Genomic DNA, 17,314 nt, shown 5'->3' with positions numbered 1-17,314 from the left:
GTTATCCATTAACCGTTGGCAACCTGTAGCATATCGAATCGAGTCGGTAACACTGCAGACAACTGGTTAGCGCCTTGTCTTAAAATAGTTTCAGTGGTTTCCCAGTCAATGCATGCGTCAGTAACCGACACGCCATATTTTAGCTCTGCTAATGGCTTATCTGAACTCTGATTACCTTCATTGAGGTTACTTTCAAGCATAACACCGATAATCGATTTATTACCCGTCTCAATTTGGTTAAATACATCTTCACAAACGTTTTTCTGACGCAAATGATCTTTTGAAGAGTTTCCATGGCTACAATCAACCACTAAACGTGCACTGAGTTTTGCCTTATGAATTTGCGCTTCGCTTTGTGCAACACTCGTCGCATCATAATTGGGTGTTGAACCGCCACGTAAAATAATATGTCCATCTGGGTTACCAGCCGTTTGCAATAATGCCACTTGACCCTCCTGGTTAATCCCCATAAAACGATGACTGCTCGCCGCAGATTTTAATGCATTAATTGCTACATCAAGTTTACCGTCAGTACCATTTTTAAAGCCCACTGGCATCGATAGGCCTGAAGCCATTTCACGGTGAGTTTGTGATTCTGTGGTTCTTGCGCCAATGGCCGACCAGGTCACGAGCTCAGATAAATACTGCGGACTAATAGGATCTAATGCTTCAGTTGCGATAGGTAATTCCAATTCGGCTAACCAAATCATTAACTCACGTGCCATTCTTAAGCCTTTTTCAACATCAAATGACTCATTCATATCAGGATCATTAATCAGTCCTTTCCAACCCACGGTAGTACGCGGCTTTTCAAAATAGACTCGCATTAAAATATAAAACTCACCGCTGAGTTCATCATGGAGTTTTTTCAGTTTTAATGCATATTCCTTGGCGGCATCGATATCATGAATAGAGCAAGGCCCTGTCACAACTAGTACACGGTTGTCACGTTTATGAACAATATCAGCAACCTGTTTACGTGCATTCAGAATATATTGATAAGCATGAGTAGAGAGTGGTAATTCTTTTTTCAGTTCTGCTGGCGTAACTAATACTTGTTCTGAGCTGATGTGGACATTATTAATCGTATCTTGCTGCATACTTATTACTCTCTTTTGACGACAGACCAAAGGTCACTAATAGATTTATGTTTAGGTATTACACAGCACATTGTATTTTTGTACCGCTACACCATTACACCTTAAAGCAACTATGCCTGTGCAAAGCTCCTAGAGCAAGGCTTATTTGCACAAAGGAGTAAAAAATAACTTAGTGATAATGTGATATACAATAACAAACATAAATTTTGTGCTTTTTCGCGAAAACCTCTCTATTCGCTTTATTATGGTTTTAAAGACCCACAAAGATTTAAAAGTCCCAGAAACAAAAAACCGCCTTTCGGCGGTTTTTTGTGCGAACACTGCATCTTTATTCTGTATCGGTAACTATTACTTAGTTGCCAATTTTTCACGGATACGTGCAGACTTACCTGAACGCTCACGTAAATAGTACAGCTTAGCACGACGTACACGGCCGCGACGCTTAACTTCGATGCTAGCAATTAATGGGCTATGCGTCTGGAAAGCACGCTCAACACCTTCACCATTAGAGATTTTACGTACTGTGAATGCAGAGTGTAGACCACGGTTACGCTTTGCGATAACAAGACCTTCAAAAGCCTGAAGACGCTCTTTATCACCTTCTTTAACACGTACTTGAACCACTACTGTATCACCAGCACCGAAATCAGGTACGTCTGTTTTCATTTGCTCATCGTTGAGCATTTTAATGATGTTGTTCATAACTACTCCATTCTAGAATTAACTGAGCATTGACTATGCGGACTTGTCCGTTTCATTCACGAACTGCGCTAATAAAGTCGTTTGTTCGTCAGTCAGAGCTAGATTTTCAAATAATTCTGGTCGTCTCAAAAAAGTTCTTCCGATACTTTGTTGTAAACGCCAGAGTCTAATTTTTTCGTGGTCACCGCTTAACAGCACTGCCGGTACATCCATGCCATCCAATTGTTCAGGGCGTGTATAATGAGGACAATCCAGTAAACCTTCAGAGAAAGAGTCTTGCTCTGCTGATGCTTGCTTGCCTAGTACACCAGGTACTAAACGCGCCACTGAATCGATTAATGTCATTGCCGGTAATTCGCCACCCGAAAGCACGTAATCACCGATAGACCATTCTTCATCCACTTCCGTTTGAATAATGCGTTCATCAACACCTTCGTATCGACCACACACTAAAATCAATCGGTCTGATTTAGCCAATTCAGTCACGCCTTGCTGATCCAGCTTACGTCCCTGAGGTGACAAATAAATCACTTTTGCCCCATCACCTGCAGCAGCTTTTGCTGCATGGATAGCATCGCGTAAAGGTTGCACCATCATTAACATTCCAGGGCCACCACCGTAAGGGCGGTCATCCACAGTACTGTGTCTATCATGGGTGAAATCACGAGGATTCCACGTTTGCACCTCTAGCAGGCCGCTTTTGACGGCTCGACCCGTAACACCAAAGTCTGTAACGGCACGAAACATCTCTGGAAACAGGGTGATTACCCCTAACCACATATGTTGTACCTCGACTTAGAAGTCAGGATCCCAATCCACTAAAATCTGTTTCTCTTGCAAGTTCACCTGTTTGATGAATTGCTCGGGGACAAAGGGGACCATACGTTCCACTTTGCCGAAGGCATCTTTAGCGTTAGCTTTAATCAAGAGTACGTCGTTTGATCCTGTTTCCACGATCTGGTCGACAATCCCCATGTTATAGCCGTTTATATTGGTCACTTCACAGCCGATAAGATCACGGTGATAAAATTCATCATCAGCGAGATCTTTCATTTGTTCTGGCAAAATCGCAATTTCACAATTTGTGAGCATTTGCGCATGCTCTCGAGAGTTAACACCTTCAAGTTCAGCAACAAGTGCTTTACCTTGAAAACGCCACTGCGCGACCTTAACTTCACGCCAAACACCTTGCTCTTTAATCAACCAAGGTGAGTAATCAAAAATACCTTCAACAGAATCGGCATAGGAAGTGATTTTAAGCCAACCTTTAATACCATGACTGGAGCCTAATTTACCCAGTACGATTGGCTGTTGGTTATCGCTCATCTATCTATACCTTTTTAATACGCAATTAAGCAGCAGCTTTACGTGCGTCTTTGATCAGTTTTGCAACACGCTCAGATGTTGCAGCGCCAGTAGCAACCCAGTGCTCAACACGATCAAGATCTAAACGTAAAGTTTCTTCTTGGCCACGAGCCAATGGATTGAAGAAACCAACACGTTCGATGAAACGACCGTCACGAGCATTGCGGCTATCAGCAACAACGATATTGTAAAATGGACGCTTTTTTGCGCCGCCACGAGCTAAACGAATGGTAACCATGCGTTTTATTCCTCTAATGATTTGCTAGAAGCAAAAATAAAAACTGGAACTCCGTGTTCGCGAAGAGTCCCAGAAAGAAAGCCGGAAGATTTTACCTGACTTTTGAACTATTGCAACCAAATCTGATGATTTTTAACTCACCGATTTGGTTGCCCTAGCTGTAAAGACATAACCTAACCAACTGATGTGTGTATCAATTAACCGCGTTTATACTTAAAAGATGACTTAATTATCTACCTGGAAATTTCATTCCTGGAGGTAACATTCCACTCATTCCGCGCATCATCTTCTTCATACCACCCTTTGCTGACATCTTTTTCATCATTTTCTGCATTTGGGTAAACTGTTTTAATAAACGGTTAACGTCTTGGATTTGAGTGCCAGAACCTAATGCGATTCGGCGTTTACGAGAGCCTTTGATTAAATCTGGGTTTTTACGCTCTTTAGCTGTCATCGAATTAATGATGGCTTCCATTTGACCGGTCATTTTTCCGTCTTGGACTTGAGCTAACGCTTCTGGAGGTAATTGGCCTACACCAGGTAACTTTTCGAGCATGTTCATCATGCCGCCCATATTTTTCATTTGCTGTAATTGCTCACGAAAATCTTCTAGGTCAAAGTTGCCACCCGATTTGACTTTTGAAGCAAGTTTCATCGCTTTGTCTTTATCGACACCACGCTCAACTTCTTCAATCAGTGACAATACGTCACCCATGCCTAAAATACGTGATGCAATACGGTCTGGATGAAACGGTTCGAGTGCATCCGTTTTTTCACCCACACCTAAAAACTTAATCGGTTTTCCAGTAATATTGCGGATAGATAACGCAGCACCACCACGGGCATCACCGTCAACCTTGGTGAGAATAATACCCGTTAATGGCAAAGCTTCGTTAAAGGCTTTGGCGGTATTGGCCGCATCTTGTCCGGTCATGGCGTCGACCACAAACAGGGTTTCAATCGGTTTTACCGTTGCATGGAGCGCCTTGACTTCATCCATCATGGCTTCATCAACGTGCAAGCGACCCGCGGTATCGACAATCACAACATCAATAAACTTAAGCTTAGCGTGGCTGATTGCAGCCTTAGCAATATCGACCGGCTTTTGACTTACATCTGATGGAAAAAACTCAACATCGACTTCTGCCGCTAGGGTTTCAAGTTGCTTAATTGCCGCTGGACGATATACGTCAGCACTGACAACTAACACCGACTTTTTATGGCGTGTGCGCAGTAATTTACCTAATTTAGCCACAGAGGTCGTTTTACCAGCCCCCTGTAAACCCGCCATCATAATCACTGCGGGTGGTGTGGCGGCTAAATCTAACGCTTCATTCGACTCGCCCATGGCTTTTTCAAGCTCACTTTGAACGATTTTAATGAAAGCTTGCCCAGGGCTGAGGCTTTTAGATACCTCTTGCCCTACAGCGCGTTCTTTTACGCTGTTAACAAATTCTCTAACAACAGGTAAAGCGACATCTGCTTCAAGCAGCGCCATACGCACTTCGCGCAGGGTTTCTTTAATGTTGTCTTCTGTTAAGCGACCACGCCCACTAATATTTTTTAGTGTGCGTGACAGTCTGTCGGATAAATTTTCAAACATTGATCAGCTCTTTTAAGCATATCGGTAATTGAGGCTATTATACCCAAGCCACTCTAAATTACGATACTTGCAGCGATCACTTATCGTGATTAGGTAAATTATTTGCCGCTAAGGGTAAGATACTGTTAAATTTTGAGCCTCAGGTCACTGCCATATTAGTGCATGATCATGTTAATCTAAGACAAATAATGAAAATGCGATGTGCAGGCACTAGTTTCTGGCATTCACGTAGGTTAACAATCGCTTTTCAATAACGCGTTACTACTTTGATAGGTTGATCTCAAATGGTTATTTTTTCAGCTGCTGCCATGTTGTTTTATTGCATTGCACTTATTTTGGTCACCAGTAGACTATTTCATGCACAAGGACCCAATCGCAAGGCGGTTATGGTCATGTCGAGTATCGCGGTCATTTTGCATGGACTGGCACTATCGAAAGCGATCTTTACTGTTGACGGCCAAAACTTTAGTTTAACCAACGTGATTTCACTGGTGAATTGGATTATTGCTCTCACCTTCACTATCACTATGCCTCGCCTGAAAGTCATTATTGTCGTACCTGTGGTTTATGCCTGCTCAGTATTATCTGTGGCATTACTATGGTTACTACCACCGCAATTCATTACTCATTTTGAGCTTCATCCTGAAATTTTAGCCCATGTGATACTGTCATTAATGGCCTACAGTGCGTTAATGATTGCGGCACTGTATGCGATTCAATTATCGTTTATTCAATCTAAGCTCAAAAAGAAACAGATGATGATGAGCCCTGCAATGCCACCATTAATGACCGTAGAGCGGCAGCTTTACCACCTCATTATTATAGGATTTGTACTCCTGAGCTTGTCGTTAATCACAGGCTTTGTATTTTTAGATGACATGTTTGTTGACGGTAAAGGCCATAAAGCAGTGCTATCAATGATGGCTTGGGTGGTTTATGCCATTATGTTGTGGCAACAATATACTGTAGGCTGTAGAATTCGCACTGCTGTTATCTATAGCTTGTCTGGCGCAGGTTTACTGTCGTTAGCTTACTTTGGCGCTAGAGTTGTTAAAGAATTGATATTAAATTAGTTTTATAATTTAAAACTTCAATAACACGCTAAGTCAGATCGAAACATCAATAAGATAACTTGACACTAACAGCCATTAATAAATAATGGCTGTTAAATTTTATGTATTGGCGCAGTTAGCCAATTTTACAGCACTTAATGGGGCCCCCTTTTTGGACGCTATATCTACCAGCGCACTCCTAATCTTCCTTCTGGTTTTAATTGTGATTTCTGCATACTTCTCAGGTTCAGAAACCGCAATGATGAGCTTAAACCGCTACCGCTTACGGCATCTTGCAGGCAATGGCCATAAAGGTGCGCAGCGCGCATTAAAGATGCTTGACCGCCCAGACCGACTCATTGGTTTAATCTTGATCGGTAATAACCTAGTCAATATTTTAGCGTCGGCTATTGCCACCATTATTGGTATGCGTCTATTTGGTGACATGGGTGTTGCCATTGCAACCGGTGTATTGACCATTGTGGTACTCGTATTTGCCGAAGTTACCCCAAAAACTTTTGCAGCACTTCACCCAGAACGCATTGCATTTCCGTCGAGTATTTTATTAGGTTGGTTGTTAATTTTATTATCGCCATTCGTGAAGGCGATAAACCTAATCACCTCAGGTTTTTTACGCTTGATGGGCATTAAAACGGTAAAAACCAGTGATGCACTAAGCCAGGAAGAATTGCGTACGGTGGTGCATGAAGCTGGCGCGCTCATTCCTCAGCGTCACCAAGAAATGCTGCTTTCTATCCTTGATTTAGAAAAAGTCACTGTTGAAGACATCATGATTTCCCGTGCAGATATTTATGCCATTAACGTAAATGATGACTTTAAACTCATTAATAAGATGGTGATTCAAAGCCCTCATACACGTGTATTGGTTTACCGTGACAATATTGATGATGCTGTTGGTTTTATCCATTTACGTGATGCTTTACGCCTGCAGTCTAAAGAGCAATTCAGTAAATCATCATTATTACGTGCCGTGAAAGAATTGTATTTTATCCCTGAAGGCACGCCATTAAACGTACAGTTATCAAACTTCCAGCACAATAAAGAACGCATTGGCTTGGTAGTGGATGAATATGGCGATATCCAAGGCTTAGTGACACTAGAAGATATATTAGAAGAAATCGTCGGCGACTTTACGACTTCGATGATAACGACACCAAGTGAAGACATTAATATCCAGCAAGACGGCAGCTTTTTAATTGACGCGACCATTAACATTCGTGACTTAAATAAAGAAATGAAATGGCACTTCCCAATTGATGGTCCTAAAACGTTGAACGGCCTTATCATCGAGTTTCTTGAAGATATTCCGGCAGCCAATACTAGTTTGCGTATTGCAGGTTACCAAATAGAAGTGATTGAAGTTGCAGATAATATGATTAAAGCTGTAAGGGTATTACCCAGTAATTTAGATGTTATTACTACTGAAAACGATGACGAATAACCTCTCACCTTAAATAGCTGACAACAAAAAAGGCGCTTTGAGCGCCTTTTTTATGGCTTAGCAAACTAACTCGACTCAAGTGATTTACTCAATCTTACAACTATGGGTCGATGTACTAAAAATAACGCAGATAGCAAAATAAAAAGCTTTGCTAAATACATTTATATTTGATTACTTGCCACGCAATTTCGCTTCTAAAGCGCGGCGTTTATCTCTGGCAAGTGGTTTAATTTCAGCTGCGAGCTCTTTTTCCCAGCCAAACATAAAATAGAGTTCTGCCATCAAAAAAAATGGACCGATTAATAGCTGATTCAAATCATCCATAAAAGCAGGTTTAGCTTTTTCATATTGATGGCCAACAAATTGAATGACCCAACCTATCACAAAAACAGCCAGGGCAATTAACATGGGATGTTCTGTATGAACCACCATTTCAGTGGTATAGAGTACCGGAATAATGAACAACACTAACCCTATCGCTAAACGTACATGCAGCATAGTGTAATAAGCTAAAACCACTAATGTGAGTACCATTGCCACACTCACTTGATAATCTTGCCATGCTGATCGTAATGTCCCCAACATTAAAAATGCCGACCAAATAATCATGGGAACCCCGACAAAATGGGTGCGAATGTTGTTAGGGTTTAAGTGAACACTTTTATAGGTCGATAATTGTTCTACTGCCGATTTCATCTTGTGTCTCGTTATATTAGTTGTTGTTATCGTGTTAATTTAACCTAGTTTGTATGGTTTTAAAAGGGACAAATACCGGTGAATCAACGTTCTAATATCACCGTTGCGACTGCATAATGTTGTTCATCAGCAATGCTAATAAACCCTCTGCTGCCGCCAAGTTGTGTTAAACGAGCCAGTGCACCGTCTGTGAAACGGATTATCGGTGCGCCATTAGCGTCATTGTCGATATGAATATGCTGAAAAGACACACCGCGGCCAATACCCGTGCCTAACGCTTTTGCGGCGGCTTCTTTAGCAGCAAAGCGCTTTGCTAAAAAACGTGCTGCCTGGTTAGATTGCATGTATATGGCAAGCTCAAACTCTGTGAGTACTCGTTTAGCTAATCTGTCACCTAGACGTTCACGTTGCTCATGTATTCGGGCTATCTCGACGATATCGGTACCCATACCAACGATTGCCATTACTCGCCTCTACGGCCTTCAAGCATCAGTTTTTTCATATCGCGAACTGCGGTCTCTAAGCCATCGATAGCTGCACGAGCCACTACTGCATGACCAATATTAAGTTCATACAATTCAGGTATTGCTGCTATCGCTTTAACATTGTGATAATGCAAGCCATGCCCAGCATTCACTACTAAACCTTTACTGTGAGCATAACTTGCCATTTCGGTTATACGAGCAAGCTCCAGGGCTTGTTCAGCATCAGTTTGTGCATCGGCATAACAGCCTGTATGGATTTCGATATAAGGTGCCCCCGTGGCGACTGCGGCGTCAATTTGGGTTTTATCCGCATCAATAAAGAGCGACACTTTAATGCCCTCAGCCGCTAAACGAGTCACAGCTGAAGTGATTTTGTCTAATTGACCTGCAACATCTAAACCGCCTTCTGTGGTGAGTTCTTCACGTTTCTCTGGTACTAAACACGCGTAAGCAGGTTTAATATCACACGCGATAGCAATCATCTCCTCAGTCACAGCAAACTCAAAGTTCATGCGTGTTTTTAGGGTTTTCGCGAGTAAATAAACATCGCGGTCTTGAATGTGACGTCGGTCCTCACGTAAATGGATAGTGATACCATCGGCGCCAGCATGTTCTGCAACGGCTGCAGCATGAACAGGATCGGGATAATTTGTACCACGAGCTTGACGTAACGTGGCGATATGATCGATGTTAATGCCTAATAAAATTCCGCTCACACCGAGCTCCTTAATATTAATAAACGAAGAATAGGACTGACCGTGATCTTGTACGAACTAAATTGTACTTGGTTCACGTCGTAATACGAAAAGCTTTATTGTGCATTTTTTGCAAATAACTGTCGGCTCAATAACGGTTTATTGCCTAATAATGGCGTCAACAAATAACGCATTAGGCCCTTTGCTTGATTTAGCTGATCGATTTGTAGATTTTGTGATGCTAATGCTAACAACATCGCTCCAGTTAAACAGCCTTTACCATGTAATAAATTCGACTCCCGGCTTTGCACTACAGGCAAGAAACCACTTTGTGGAATAAACCGATAATAACAGTCTGGATCTAACGCATTGCCTAAAGTGTCATAATTCAAAGAGGGGAATGCACCTAACTCCAGCAATAATGCCATTTCAAAATAACGTAAATGACTGGAGCAAAAACCTTTAGCAAGTGACATCAAGGCGCGATGGTACTCTATAAATAGCCCTTCAGCTTGATGCTCTACAGACAGTAAGCGCACAAGTAACTCATTGAGATAAAAACCAGAATATAAACTATTACCGGTTAATGGCATTGCAGGAGCGGCAGACTCGATTTGAGTAATATTTTTTAAACCAAGACTTTTGGCTTCAGATTGAGCACTAAATTGTACGATGAGGGGTTGAAAAGGTTGTAAAATACTTTTGATTGAGCGCTTACCTGTGCCTACACGCGTTATGGCATCAACACGACCGACGCCCTCTATCAATAAATTAACAATCACACTCGACTCACGAAAAGGTCGATGATGTAACACATAGCCACGTTTCATGGTGGCCATGCCTACAAAATTACGAGAGTAAGGAGCGTTGGCGACTTAGTCTTCGCCATAACCTAAGCTTCTTAGGGCGCGTTCATCGTCTGCCCAGCCTGACTTCACTTTGACCCAGACCTCAAGAAACACTTTATTATCAAATAACGTTTCCATATCAAGGCGTGATTGCGTCGCAATAGTACGAATACGTTCGCCTTTATTACCAATCACCATGCGTTTTTGGCCTTCACGTTCAACGAGGATCAGCGCGTTAATTTGATAGACACCGTTATCCATCATTTTAAACTGCTCGATTTCAACCGTGGCATCATATGGCAATTCATCACCTAAAAAACGCATAAGCTTTTCACGGACAATTTCAGAAGCCATAAAACGTTGCGAGCGATCAGTGACGTAGTCTTCTGGGAAATAAAACGGTGCTTCCGGTAAAGACTCACGAGCCATGTCTAAAATACGTTGTACGTTAGTGCCTTTACTGGCTGAAATTGGCAAAATCTCGTCAAAATCAAACTTCTGAGCAAGCTCAGTTAGATAAGGAAATAGCTTTTCCTTATCTTTAATATTATCGACTTTATTAATTGCTAATATAATTTTACGGTCGTCGTTACGATGCTTGAGTTTTTGTAACACCATTTCATCGTCTGCGGTCCATGTCATTCCGTCAACCACAAAGATAACCATTGCGACATCAGCTAACGAACTGGCTGCAGCGCGGTTCATTAAACGGTTAATGGCGCGTTTTTCTTCAATGTGCAAACCTGGGGTATCAATAAATACGATCTGGCTTGGGCCATCGGTATGGATCCCCATAATACGATGACGAGTCGTTTGTGGCTTTTTAGAAGTAATACTGACTTTTTGACCAAGCAACTTGTTCAAAAGTGTCGATTTACCTACGTTAGGGCGACCAACAATGGCAACCATACCGCAATAGGTGACATCAAACTGCGCTCCGGCGGTTGGGGCTGCTTGGTTCATCCTTGCCAGCAGTTCATCTAAGCTAGGTTCTTGATTAGCACCTGCTGGCAAGTCTGTTTTTTTGGTCATTTATTCAGTAACTCCAATACCTGAGCAGCCGCTAGCTGTTCAGCTTTTCTTCTAGAACTTGCCACACCAGTGACAACTTCGTTCAATTCACTAATTTTACATTCTACGGTAAAGGTTTGGTCATGCGCTTCACCTTCAACAGCAACAACTTGGTAATCAGGTAGTGGTTTTTTAAACCCCTGTAAGTGTTCTTGTAAAATGGTTTTAGGATCTTTTTGATTAATACCGGGTTTAATTTTTGCCAATCGGGCTTCGTACCAGCTCAATAACAATCCGCGGCAAACATCTAAATTAGCATCAAGATATATAGCGCCAATAATTGCTTCTACTGCATCCGCTAAAATTGATTCACGTCTAAATCCGCCGCTTTTTAGCTCGCCAGGGCCTAAAAACAAATAATCTCCGAGCTTAAACTCTTTGGCGATTAGCGTCAGTGTATCGCCTTTAACTAAGGTGGCGCGCATGCGACTTAAATCACCTTCGGTTGCTTTTGGAAATTGGTGATATAAGGCATCAGAAATCACTATCGATAAAATTGAATCACCTAAAAACTCTAAACGCTCATTATGTTTATTTGCTGCGCTGCGGTGGGTTAACGCCTGAGTCAGTAACTCAATATTGTTAAACTCGTAACCTAAAGTACGGCACAAGCGCGGCAAATTTTTAATGGGTTCCATCAATGTATTCCACCTACTCTATCAAAACGCACACCGGTAGGTACCCAAGTAGGTAACCAATCATTAGGGCTGCGATCAAATTCAAAACTAATCCAAATAGCGACAGCTTTACCTACTAGGTTCTCTTCAGGCACAAAGCCCCAAAAACGACTGTCAGTACTGTTGTCACGGTTATCACCCATCGCAAAGTACATGCCTTTAGGTACAATAAATTCACCTGCAGGCGAGCCAGGCTGAGGGTAAAAGTGCTGTCTAAAATCAGGACGTGACGGATTGATCAAAATATCATGATTTACATCGCCTAATTGTTCGTTTAAGCGAATAAGTGGCACGTCATTTTGACTAAATTCACCACGGTTAAGCTCGGTATGTTCAATGATTTGAGGTGCCGCACAATCGGTACCTGTATCACAAGCTTCTTGAATCATTAACTGCTTATTACGGTAAATAATCTTGTCACCCGGCAAACCCACTACACGTTTAATATAGTCAATTTTAGGGTTTTCAGGGTATTTGAATACAAACACATCACCACGCTCAGGCTCACCGGTTTCAACCAGTTTGCTACGCCATACTGGATCACGTAAACCATAGCTAAATTTCTCGACCAAAATAAAGTCGCCCACCAACAGGGTTGGCATCATTGAACCAGAAGGAATTTGAAAAGGTTCGTAAATAAATGAGCGTAAAATCATCACAAATGCGATAACCGGAAATATAGAATGCGCGGTTTCCACTAAAACCGGCTCACGGACAATCTTATCAATCGCATCAGCACTCAATTGATTTGAATTAGCTTGAGCCAATGCCAGTTTTTCACGGCGTTTAGGCGCAAAAAATATAACGTCAATCAACCAGATAAGACCACTACCTAAGGTTACGAGCACTAAAATAAGTGAAAAATAGGCTGCCATTACTGATTTATCTCCTGCAGGATGATGTAAATGTTTCCATATGGTTTGGGTAATCACCCAATTTAACTCATTCCAGTATGGTGATTAACGAATAAACATTCACCCTGTTGAGTGTTACAAAATATATAGTAAAAATAACGATAACGCCGCAATGCGCGGCGTTATTAAGCAAATTAAAACAATTAATTATAATTAATCGTTTAATTTAAGTACCGCTAAGAATGCCTCTTGTGGCACTTCAACGTTACCCACTTGCTTCATGCGTTTTTTACCTTCTTTCTGCTTGTTAAGCAGTTTCTTCTTACGCGATACGTCACCACCATAACATTTAGCGGTAACGTCTTTACGTAATGCTTTAATCGTTGAACGCGCAATAATCTGACTGCCAACAGCTGCCTGAATCGCAATATCAAACATTTGGCGAGGAATTAACTCTTTCATCTTCTCAACCAACGCTAAACCTCGATGACGAATGTTAGAGCGGTGAATAATCATCGCTAAAGCATCGACACGATCGCCGTTAATTAATATATCTAAACGCACCATATCTGCCGCGTCAAAACGAATAAAGTTATATTCAAGTGAAGCATAACCTCGACTGGTTGACTTTAGACGGTCAAAGAAGTCCATTACCACTTCGGCCATCGGTAAGTGATAAGTCACTGCCACTTGGTTGCCGTGATAAACCATATTGGTTTGCGAGCCACGCTTTTCAATACATAAAGTAATCACATTACCTAAGTATTCTTTTGGTACAAGGATATTGGCTTCAACTATCGGCTCACGTAGCTCTTCGATATTATTAAGAGCAGGCAAATCAGACGGATTATCAACATAAATAACGTCGCCATTGGTCATCACAACTTCATATACTACGGTCGGTGCTGTGGTGATCAAATCGAGGTTATATTCACGCTCTAAACGCTCTTGAACAATCTCCATGTGGAGTAAGCCCAAGTAGCCAATACGGAAACCAAAACCGAGTGCGCTCGAGGTTTCTGGTTCAAAAAACAGCGACGCATCATTCAAGCTCAGCTTGTTTAGCGCGTCACGGAAGTTTTCGTATTCGTCAGTCGAAATAGGGAACACACCGGCATAAACCTGTGGGGTGACCTTTTTAAATCCTGGCAACGGTTTGTCGGCACCATTTTTTGCGTGCGTTAACGTATCACCTACTGGTGCACCGTGAATTTCTTTAATACCCGAAATAACATAACCCACTTCGCCTGCGCGCAGTTCAGGTTCATCTTTTTCTTTCGGCGTAAAAATACCCACACGGTCGGCATTGTAGTTTATACCGGTCGACATCACTTTAAACTTGTCGCCTTTTTTCAATACGCCATGTTTTATACGCACTAAAGAAACAACACCAAGATAAGCGTCAAACCATGAGTCGATAATTAATGCTTGTAATGGTGCATTCTCATCACCTTCCGGTGGTGGAATTTTGGCGATGATTTCTTCTAAAACAAGGTCAACACCAACACCCGTTTTAGCAGAACAACGCACAGCATCCTTGGCATCAATACCAACAATATCTTCAATTTCAGCGGCAACGCGCTCAGGCTCGGCTTGCGGTAAGTCGATTTTGTTAAGGACTGGCACAACGTCTAGATTCATGTCTAGTGCGGTGTAACAGTTTGCAAGTGTTTGCGCTTCTACACCTTGACCCGCATCAACGACTAATAAAGCACCTTCACACGCAGCAAGCGAACGTGATACTTCATAAGAGAAGTCAACGTGGCCGGGGGTGTCAATAAAGTTTAATTGATAGGTCTTACCATCTTTTGCATGGTAATCGAGTGTTACGCTTTGGGCTTTAATCGTAATGCCACGCTCACGTTCTAGATCCATTGAATCTAAAACCTGTGCAGCCATTTCACGGTCAGTTAAGCCGCCACATACCTGGATCAGGCGATCGGATAAAGTTGATTTACCATGGTCGATATGGGCAATAATCGAGAAGTTTCTAATGTGTTTCATTATGCTGCAATGACTACTACTAAATTTGATTAAAATTAAGGTGGCAAATTGTACCTGATTAGGGGGGCAATACCAATCAGATTCAGTAATAGTCTCTATTTTGCCCCTAAGAAGGCTTAAAATGCGATGTTTATGGGGATAATTATAGTGCGAATGGGGTCTGTTAAAGCAGTAACTAAGTATTAACTTACCAAATTATGACTAATTTAGGCTTGATGAGCCCGAATAACACCGACTTCTTGCCCTAAATAGGCAATGATCACTGGCGATGCATCCATTTCTATTTTACTGGCTAAACGTTTGCCAAAATACCAGGCAATGACTGCGCCAATGAAGGCAAAAAACATCGCAAATGCGTTTGTGTTTAAATCGAGCCCAGTAGCAAATAAATGGCCAAATGTCGCAAACACAAACAAACCGAGTAAAGGCAATAAATACACTAATGTAGCAGCTTTAATAATCACACTCTCAGGTAGGCCAACTTTCAGTAAGTCGCCTTCACGGCAAGGTTTATCCGTCGGTAATGAAAAACGCTGAGTTTTAACTGAAAATGCTTTGGCGATGGTTGAGGTTCCGCAGTTTTCGCTACTCGCACAATGGTTACAGGCGCTTTTTAATTCAACTTCGACGGTTGCCCAGCCATGTTGATAATCAACCACACGGGCAATTTCTTCCATCATTGATGATTGTGACGCTGTTGATTGGCTCATAAATAAAACCTATTACATGACATAATTCAATATTAACACAAAGTGAAATAACACCGTAGTGCCTTTGAGTCCCCTGAACTCGGTATCTGGTAGACAAAAAAGAAGTAAAAAATACATAATAAGTTAAAGCATCATGTTAACCATCATGCTTTAACCTTGAGGCAGATTACTTTAGTACCAAACTGTTGGCTATTTTGTCTAACGTTTCAGAAGGAACTTTACCAATGGCGACCACTTCAAGCGTCCCCACTTTAACAACGACCATAGATAAGCCATTACGAGTCAGTAATTCATTTGGCATCGGGTTTTCACCAGAGCGAGCAACATAAACAGAGATATTCGCTAAACCGTCGGTTAACGCTATATATTCAACAGGCTCATGTATTCCTATTAGGCGGTGATGATCACGTACAACCACATCAAAGCCTTGTGGTAACCATGTAAACTGCCAATTTTTTCCGTCAGTACGTTCAGCTTGATTAATTACCGCGGGCCACTCTTGTTTAGCAGCTTCAATTAAAATATTAGCAGGCTCAGATAGCTCAATTAACTCAACCACCATCGTTTGCTCAAGCAGTTGTTTTTCTTTGTTTAGCGTATCAAACCGAAGGGGCAAATAAGTGTCCATGTCGACCCAGACTTGCGCATCATAACGGTTTTCATCATTAGCCAACAAACGGATCATTTGTCCAGGGCGGCCAGCAATACGGCTACGACCACCAATGACAAATTGGTAACCTTTTTCAAGTTGGCTTATATCACCAGCTAATGCAGCAGGCCAAACCCCTTGAATTCGCGGGGCGCTAACACTGTAAGCGGGTTGATCATGCTCAATAAACGTAACGCGATTACCTACTCGAACAGCATTTTTAGGCGGGCCATTAAGGTACTCAAGTAAGGCAACCTCTTGATTATCTACAATGCCGTGTAGGTAAACTAACGGGCGTATATGATCGGCTTGAAGTTGAATAATAGAAACTTTGAATTGCTTATCTCGTAGGGCTTGGCTCATATTTTTAAGCCAAGCCTTTGCAGATAAATCTTCTTCAGCGTGTGTTGAAAAGGTAAAAACTAACAGTGCTAGCAGGATAAGACGCAAGCTAACTCCTAAGAATGATAAGGCAAGGTTTCGCTACGGATTAAGGCTTAACCGCAGCATCTTGATTGTTATTCTCGTCGATAACTACACCAGGATTCAAGCGTTGTTGCAACATATGGTCTTGAATATAGGCATTAATACGACGACGCTGTTCAATCACTTGATCGTTTGAATAGTTCTGCTGATTTTGTACCGCGCCAGTTTGATAACTCACAGGCGACACTGTACCCACTAAAGGACGCGTGGTGAGTACCGGTAATGGCGACTCAGCATCATTACTTTGATTGTAAGACTGCACACCCACAATCGCGACCATAGCCACAGTTGCAGCGATAGCATATTGGCCAAATTGTTTGAAAAATGGCACCACATTACTGGTCTTAGTAGGACGTGAAGCAACTTGCTCTGTCGACTCTTTGAGCTGCGCTTTTGGGGCTATAATTGTCGGTTCAAGCTCAATTGCCGCCATGATGCTAGCAGAAAGGTCTAAGTCAATGGCCGCGGGCAATTCACCGCGCATCGTATCACCTATCATGTGATAACGTTGCCATTGTGCATGTGAATCAACGTCAGCAGAAAGTTGTGCCAATGAGTTTTCATCGGTTTCACCATCAACTGCTGCAGATACCCATTCTTGACTTGATTTAAGCATT

The 17,314-nt window shown here is 42.0% G+C and carries 19 protein-coding genes; 2 read left to right on the top strand and 17 right to left on the bottom strand.

What is annotated here, in order from left to right; all coding sequences use genetic code 11:
- Positions 1–8: 8 nt before the first annotated feature.
- The 6 genes from GQA99_RS06405 to ffh all read right to left on the bottom strand — a co-directional run bounded on the left by GQA99_RS06405 (position 9) and on the right by ffh (position 5,008).
- On the bottom strand, positions 9–1,100 hold the full coding sequence (locus tag GQA99_RS06405; RefSeq protein WP_160053066.1) for a 3-deoxy-7-phosphoheptulonate synthase: 1,092 nt from the start codon (positions 1,098–1,100) through the stop codon (positions 9–11).
- Between the two features lie 348 nt (positions 1,101–1,448).
- Positions 1,449–1,802 (bottom strand): 50S ribosomal protein L19, encoded by a 354-nt coding sequence (gene rplS / locus GQA99_RS06400; protein ID WP_124731766.1) that lies wholly within the window; start codon positions 1,800–1,802, stop codon positions 1,449–1,451.
- A 33-nt stretch (positions 1,803–1,835) separates the two neighbouring features.
- A complete protein-coding gene (gene trmD / locus GQA99_RS06395) occupies positions 1,836–2,582 on the bottom strand; it encodes a tRNA (guanosine(37)-N1)-methyltransferase TrmD (protein ID WP_160053065.1) in 747 nt (248 codons plus the stop codon).
- Between the two features lie 15 nt (positions 2,583–2,597).
- Positions 2,598–3,128, bottom strand: coding sequence for a ribosome maturation factor RimM (gene rimM / locus GQA99_RS06390; RefSeq protein ID WP_160053064.1), 531 nt, complete (start codon positions 3,126–3,128; stop codon positions 2,598–2,600).
- Positions 3,129–3,153: 25 nt separating this feature from the next.
- Positions 3,154–3,405: a 30S ribosomal protein S16 gene (gene rpsP, locus GQA99_RS06385; RefSeq protein ID WP_160053063.1), complete on the bottom strand. Its 252-nt coding sequence runs from the start codon at positions 3,403–3,405 to the stop codon at positions 3,154–3,156.
- Between the two features lie 229 nt (positions 3,406–3,634).
- Positions 3,635–5,008, bottom strand: a complete 1,374-nt coding sequence (gene ffh / locus GQA99_RS06380; RefSeq protein WP_160053062.1) for a signal recognition particle protein — start codon at positions 5,006–5,008, stop codon at positions 3,635–3,637.
- A 284-nt stretch (positions 5,009–5,292) separates the two neighbouring features.
- Between ffh and GQA99_RS06375 the strand changes: the two genes are divergently transcribed.
- Positions 5,293–6,081 (top strand): cytochrome C assembly family protein, encoded by a 789-nt coding sequence (locus GQA99_RS06375; protein ID WP_160053061.1) that lies wholly within the window; start codon positions 5,293–5,295, stop codon positions 6,079–6,081.
- A 151-nt stretch (positions 6,082–6,232) separates the two neighbouring features.
- Positions 6,233–7,522: an HlyC/CorC family transporter gene (locus GQA99_RS06370; RefSeq protein ID WP_160053060.1), complete on the top strand. Its 1,290-nt coding sequence runs from the start codon at positions 6,233–6,235 to the stop codon at positions 7,520–7,522.
- Between the two features lie 171 nt (positions 7,523–7,693).
- Here GQA99_RS06370 and GQA99_RS06365 read toward each other — a convergent pair whose 3' ends face one another.
- From GQA99_RS06365 to GQA99_RS06315, 11 genes are all read right to left on the bottom strand, one after another.
- Complete coding sequence (locus tag GQA99_RS06365; RefSeq protein WP_160053059.1) at positions 7,694–8,218, bottom strand: Mpo1 family 2-hydroxy fatty acid dioxygenase; 525 nt, start codon at positions 8,216–8,218, stop codon at positions 7,694–7,696.
- A gap of 83 nt (positions 8,219–8,301) precedes the next feature.
- Positions 8,302–8,682, bottom strand: a complete 381-nt coding sequence (gene acpS / locus GQA99_RS06360; RefSeq protein WP_160053058.1) for a holo-ACP synthase — start codon at positions 8,680–8,682, stop codon at positions 8,302–8,304.
- On the bottom strand, positions 8,682–9,419 hold the full coding sequence (gene pdxJ / locus GQA99_RS06355; RefSeq protein ID WP_160053057.1) for a pyridoxine 5'-phosphate synthase: 738 nt from the start codon (positions 9,417–9,419) through the stop codon (positions 8,682–8,684). Before pdxJ ends, acpS begins: the two co-directional genes overlap by 1 nt.
- A 95-nt stretch (positions 9,420–9,514) precedes the next feature.
- Positions 9,515–10,228 (bottom strand): DNA repair protein RecO, encoded by a 714-nt coding sequence (gene recO / locus GQA99_RS06350; RefSeq protein WP_160053056.1) that lies wholly within the window; start codon positions 10,226–10,228, stop codon positions 9,515–9,517.
- A gap of 45 nt (positions 10,229–10,273) precedes the next feature.
- Positions 10,274–11,278, bottom strand: coding sequence for a GTPase Era (gene era, locus GQA99_RS06345; RefSeq protein WP_160053055.1), 1,005 nt, complete (start codon positions 11,276–11,278; stop codon positions 10,274–10,276).
- Positions 11,275–11,955: a ribonuclease III gene (gene rnc, locus GQA99_RS06340; RefSeq protein ID WP_160053054.1), complete on the bottom strand. Its 681-nt coding sequence runs from the start codon at positions 11,953–11,955 to the stop codon at positions 11,275–11,277. Before rnc ends, era begins: the two co-directional genes overlap by 4 nt.
- On the bottom strand, positions 11,955–12,869 hold the full coding sequence (gene lepB, locus GQA99_RS06335) for a signal peptidase I (protein ID WP_160053133.1): 915 nt from the start codon (positions 12,867–12,869) through the stop codon (positions 11,955–11,957). Before lepB ends, rnc begins: the two co-directional genes overlap by 1 nt.
- A gap of 192 nt (positions 12,870–13,061) precedes the next feature.
- Positions 13,062–14,852 (bottom strand): translation elongation factor 4, encoded by a 1,791-nt coding sequence (gene lepA / locus GQA99_RS06330; protein ID WP_160053053.1) that lies wholly within the window; start codon positions 14,850–14,852, stop codon positions 13,062–13,064.
- A 206-nt stretch (positions 14,853–15,058) separates the two neighbouring features.
- A complete protein-coding gene (locus GQA99_RS06325) occupies positions 15,059–15,532 on the bottom strand; it encodes a SoxR reducing system RseC family protein (protein ID WP_160053132.1) in 474 nt (157 codons plus the stop codon).
- Between the two features lie 196 nt (positions 15,533–15,728).
- Positions 15,729–16,661: a MucB/RseB C-terminal domain-containing protein gene (locus GQA99_RS06320; protein WP_160053052.1), complete on the bottom strand. Its 933-nt coding sequence runs from the start codon at positions 16,659–16,661 to the stop codon at positions 15,729–15,731.
- A 40-nt stretch (positions 16,662–16,701) separates the two neighbouring features.
- A complete protein-coding gene (locus GQA99_RS06315; protein WP_160053051.1) occupies positions 16,702–17,313 on the bottom strand; it encodes a sigma-E factor negative regulatory protein in 612 nt (203 codons plus the stop codon).
- Position 17,314: the final 1 nt, after the last annotated feature.

It is taken from the genome of Shewanella litoralis, from assembly GCF_009828585.1.
GTDB lineage: Bacteria > Pseudomonadota > Gammaproteobacteria > Enterobacterales > Shewanellaceae > Shewanella > Shewanella litoralis.
The sequence above is the reverse complement of the archived record's forward strand: the minus strand, read 5'-3'. Positions and strand labels throughout refer to the sequence as shown.

What these genes read in the sequence shown, in the direction of transcription:
- GQA99_RS06375 (WP_160053061.1), top strand. Translation starts at nt 5,293, where the DNA reads ATGGTTATTTTTTCAGCTGCTGCCATGTTGTTTTATTGCATTGCACTT.
- era (WP_160053055.1), bottom strand. Translation starts at nt 11,278, where the DNA reads ATGACCAAAAAAACAGACTTGCCAGCAGGTGCTAATCAAGAACCTAGC.
- lepA (WP_160053053.1), bottom strand. Translation starts at nt 14,852, where the DNA reads ATGAAACACATTAGAAACTTCTCGATTATTGCCCATATCGACCATGGT.
- rnc (WP_160053054.1), bottom strand. Translation starts at nt 11,955, where the DNA reads ATGGAACCCATTAAAAATTTGCCGCGCTTGTGCCGTACTTTAGGTTAC.
- rpsP (WP_160053063.1), bottom strand. Translation starts at nt 3,405, where the DNA reads ATGGTTACCATTCGTTTAGCTCGTGGCGGCGCAAAAAAGCGTCCATTT.
- lepB (WP_160053133.1), bottom strand. Translation starts at nt 12,869, where the DNA reads ATGGCAGCCTATTTTTCACTTATTTTAGTGCTCGTAACCTTAGGTAGT.
- acpS (WP_160053058.1), bottom strand. Translation starts at nt 8,682, where the DNA reads ATGGCAATCGTTGGTATGGGTACCGATATCGTCGAGATAGCCCGAATA.
- GQA99_RS06325 (WP_160053132.1), bottom strand. Translation starts at nt 15,532, where the DNA reads ATGATGGAAGAAATTGCCCGTGTGGTTGATTATCAACATGGCTGGGCA.
- ffh (WP_160053062.1), bottom strand. Translation starts at nt 5,008, where the DNA reads ATGTTTGAAAATTTATCCGACAGACTGTCACGCACACTAAAAAATATT.
- recO (WP_160053056.1), bottom strand. Translation starts at nt 10,228, where the DNA reads ATGAAACGTGGCTATGTGTTACATCATCGACCTTTTCGTGAGTCGAGT.
- GQA99_RS06315 (WP_160053051.1), bottom strand. Translation starts at nt 17,313, where the DNA reads ATGCTTAAATCAAGTCAAGAATGGGTATCTGCAGCAGTTGATGGTGAA.
- rimM (WP_160053064.1), bottom strand. Translation starts at nt 3,128, where the DNA reads ATGAGCGATAACCAACAGCCAATCGTACTGGGTAAATTAGGCTCCAGT.
- GQA99_RS06405 (WP_160053066.1), bottom strand. Translation starts at nt 1,100, where the DNA reads ATGCAGCAAGATACGATTAATAATGTCCACATCAGCTCAGAACAAGTA.
- GQA99_RS06365 (WP_160053059.1), bottom strand. Translation starts at nt 8,218, where the DNA reads ATGAAATCGGCAGTAGAACAATTATCGACCTATAAAAGTGTTCACTTA.
- trmD (WP_160053065.1), bottom strand. Translation starts at nt 2,582, where the DNA reads ATGTGGTTAGGGGTAATCACCCTGTTTCCAGAGATGTTTCGTGCCGTT.
- rplS (WP_124731766.1), bottom strand. Translation starts at nt 1,802, where the DNA reads ATGAACAACATCATTAAAATGCTCAACGATGAGCAAATGAAAACAGAC.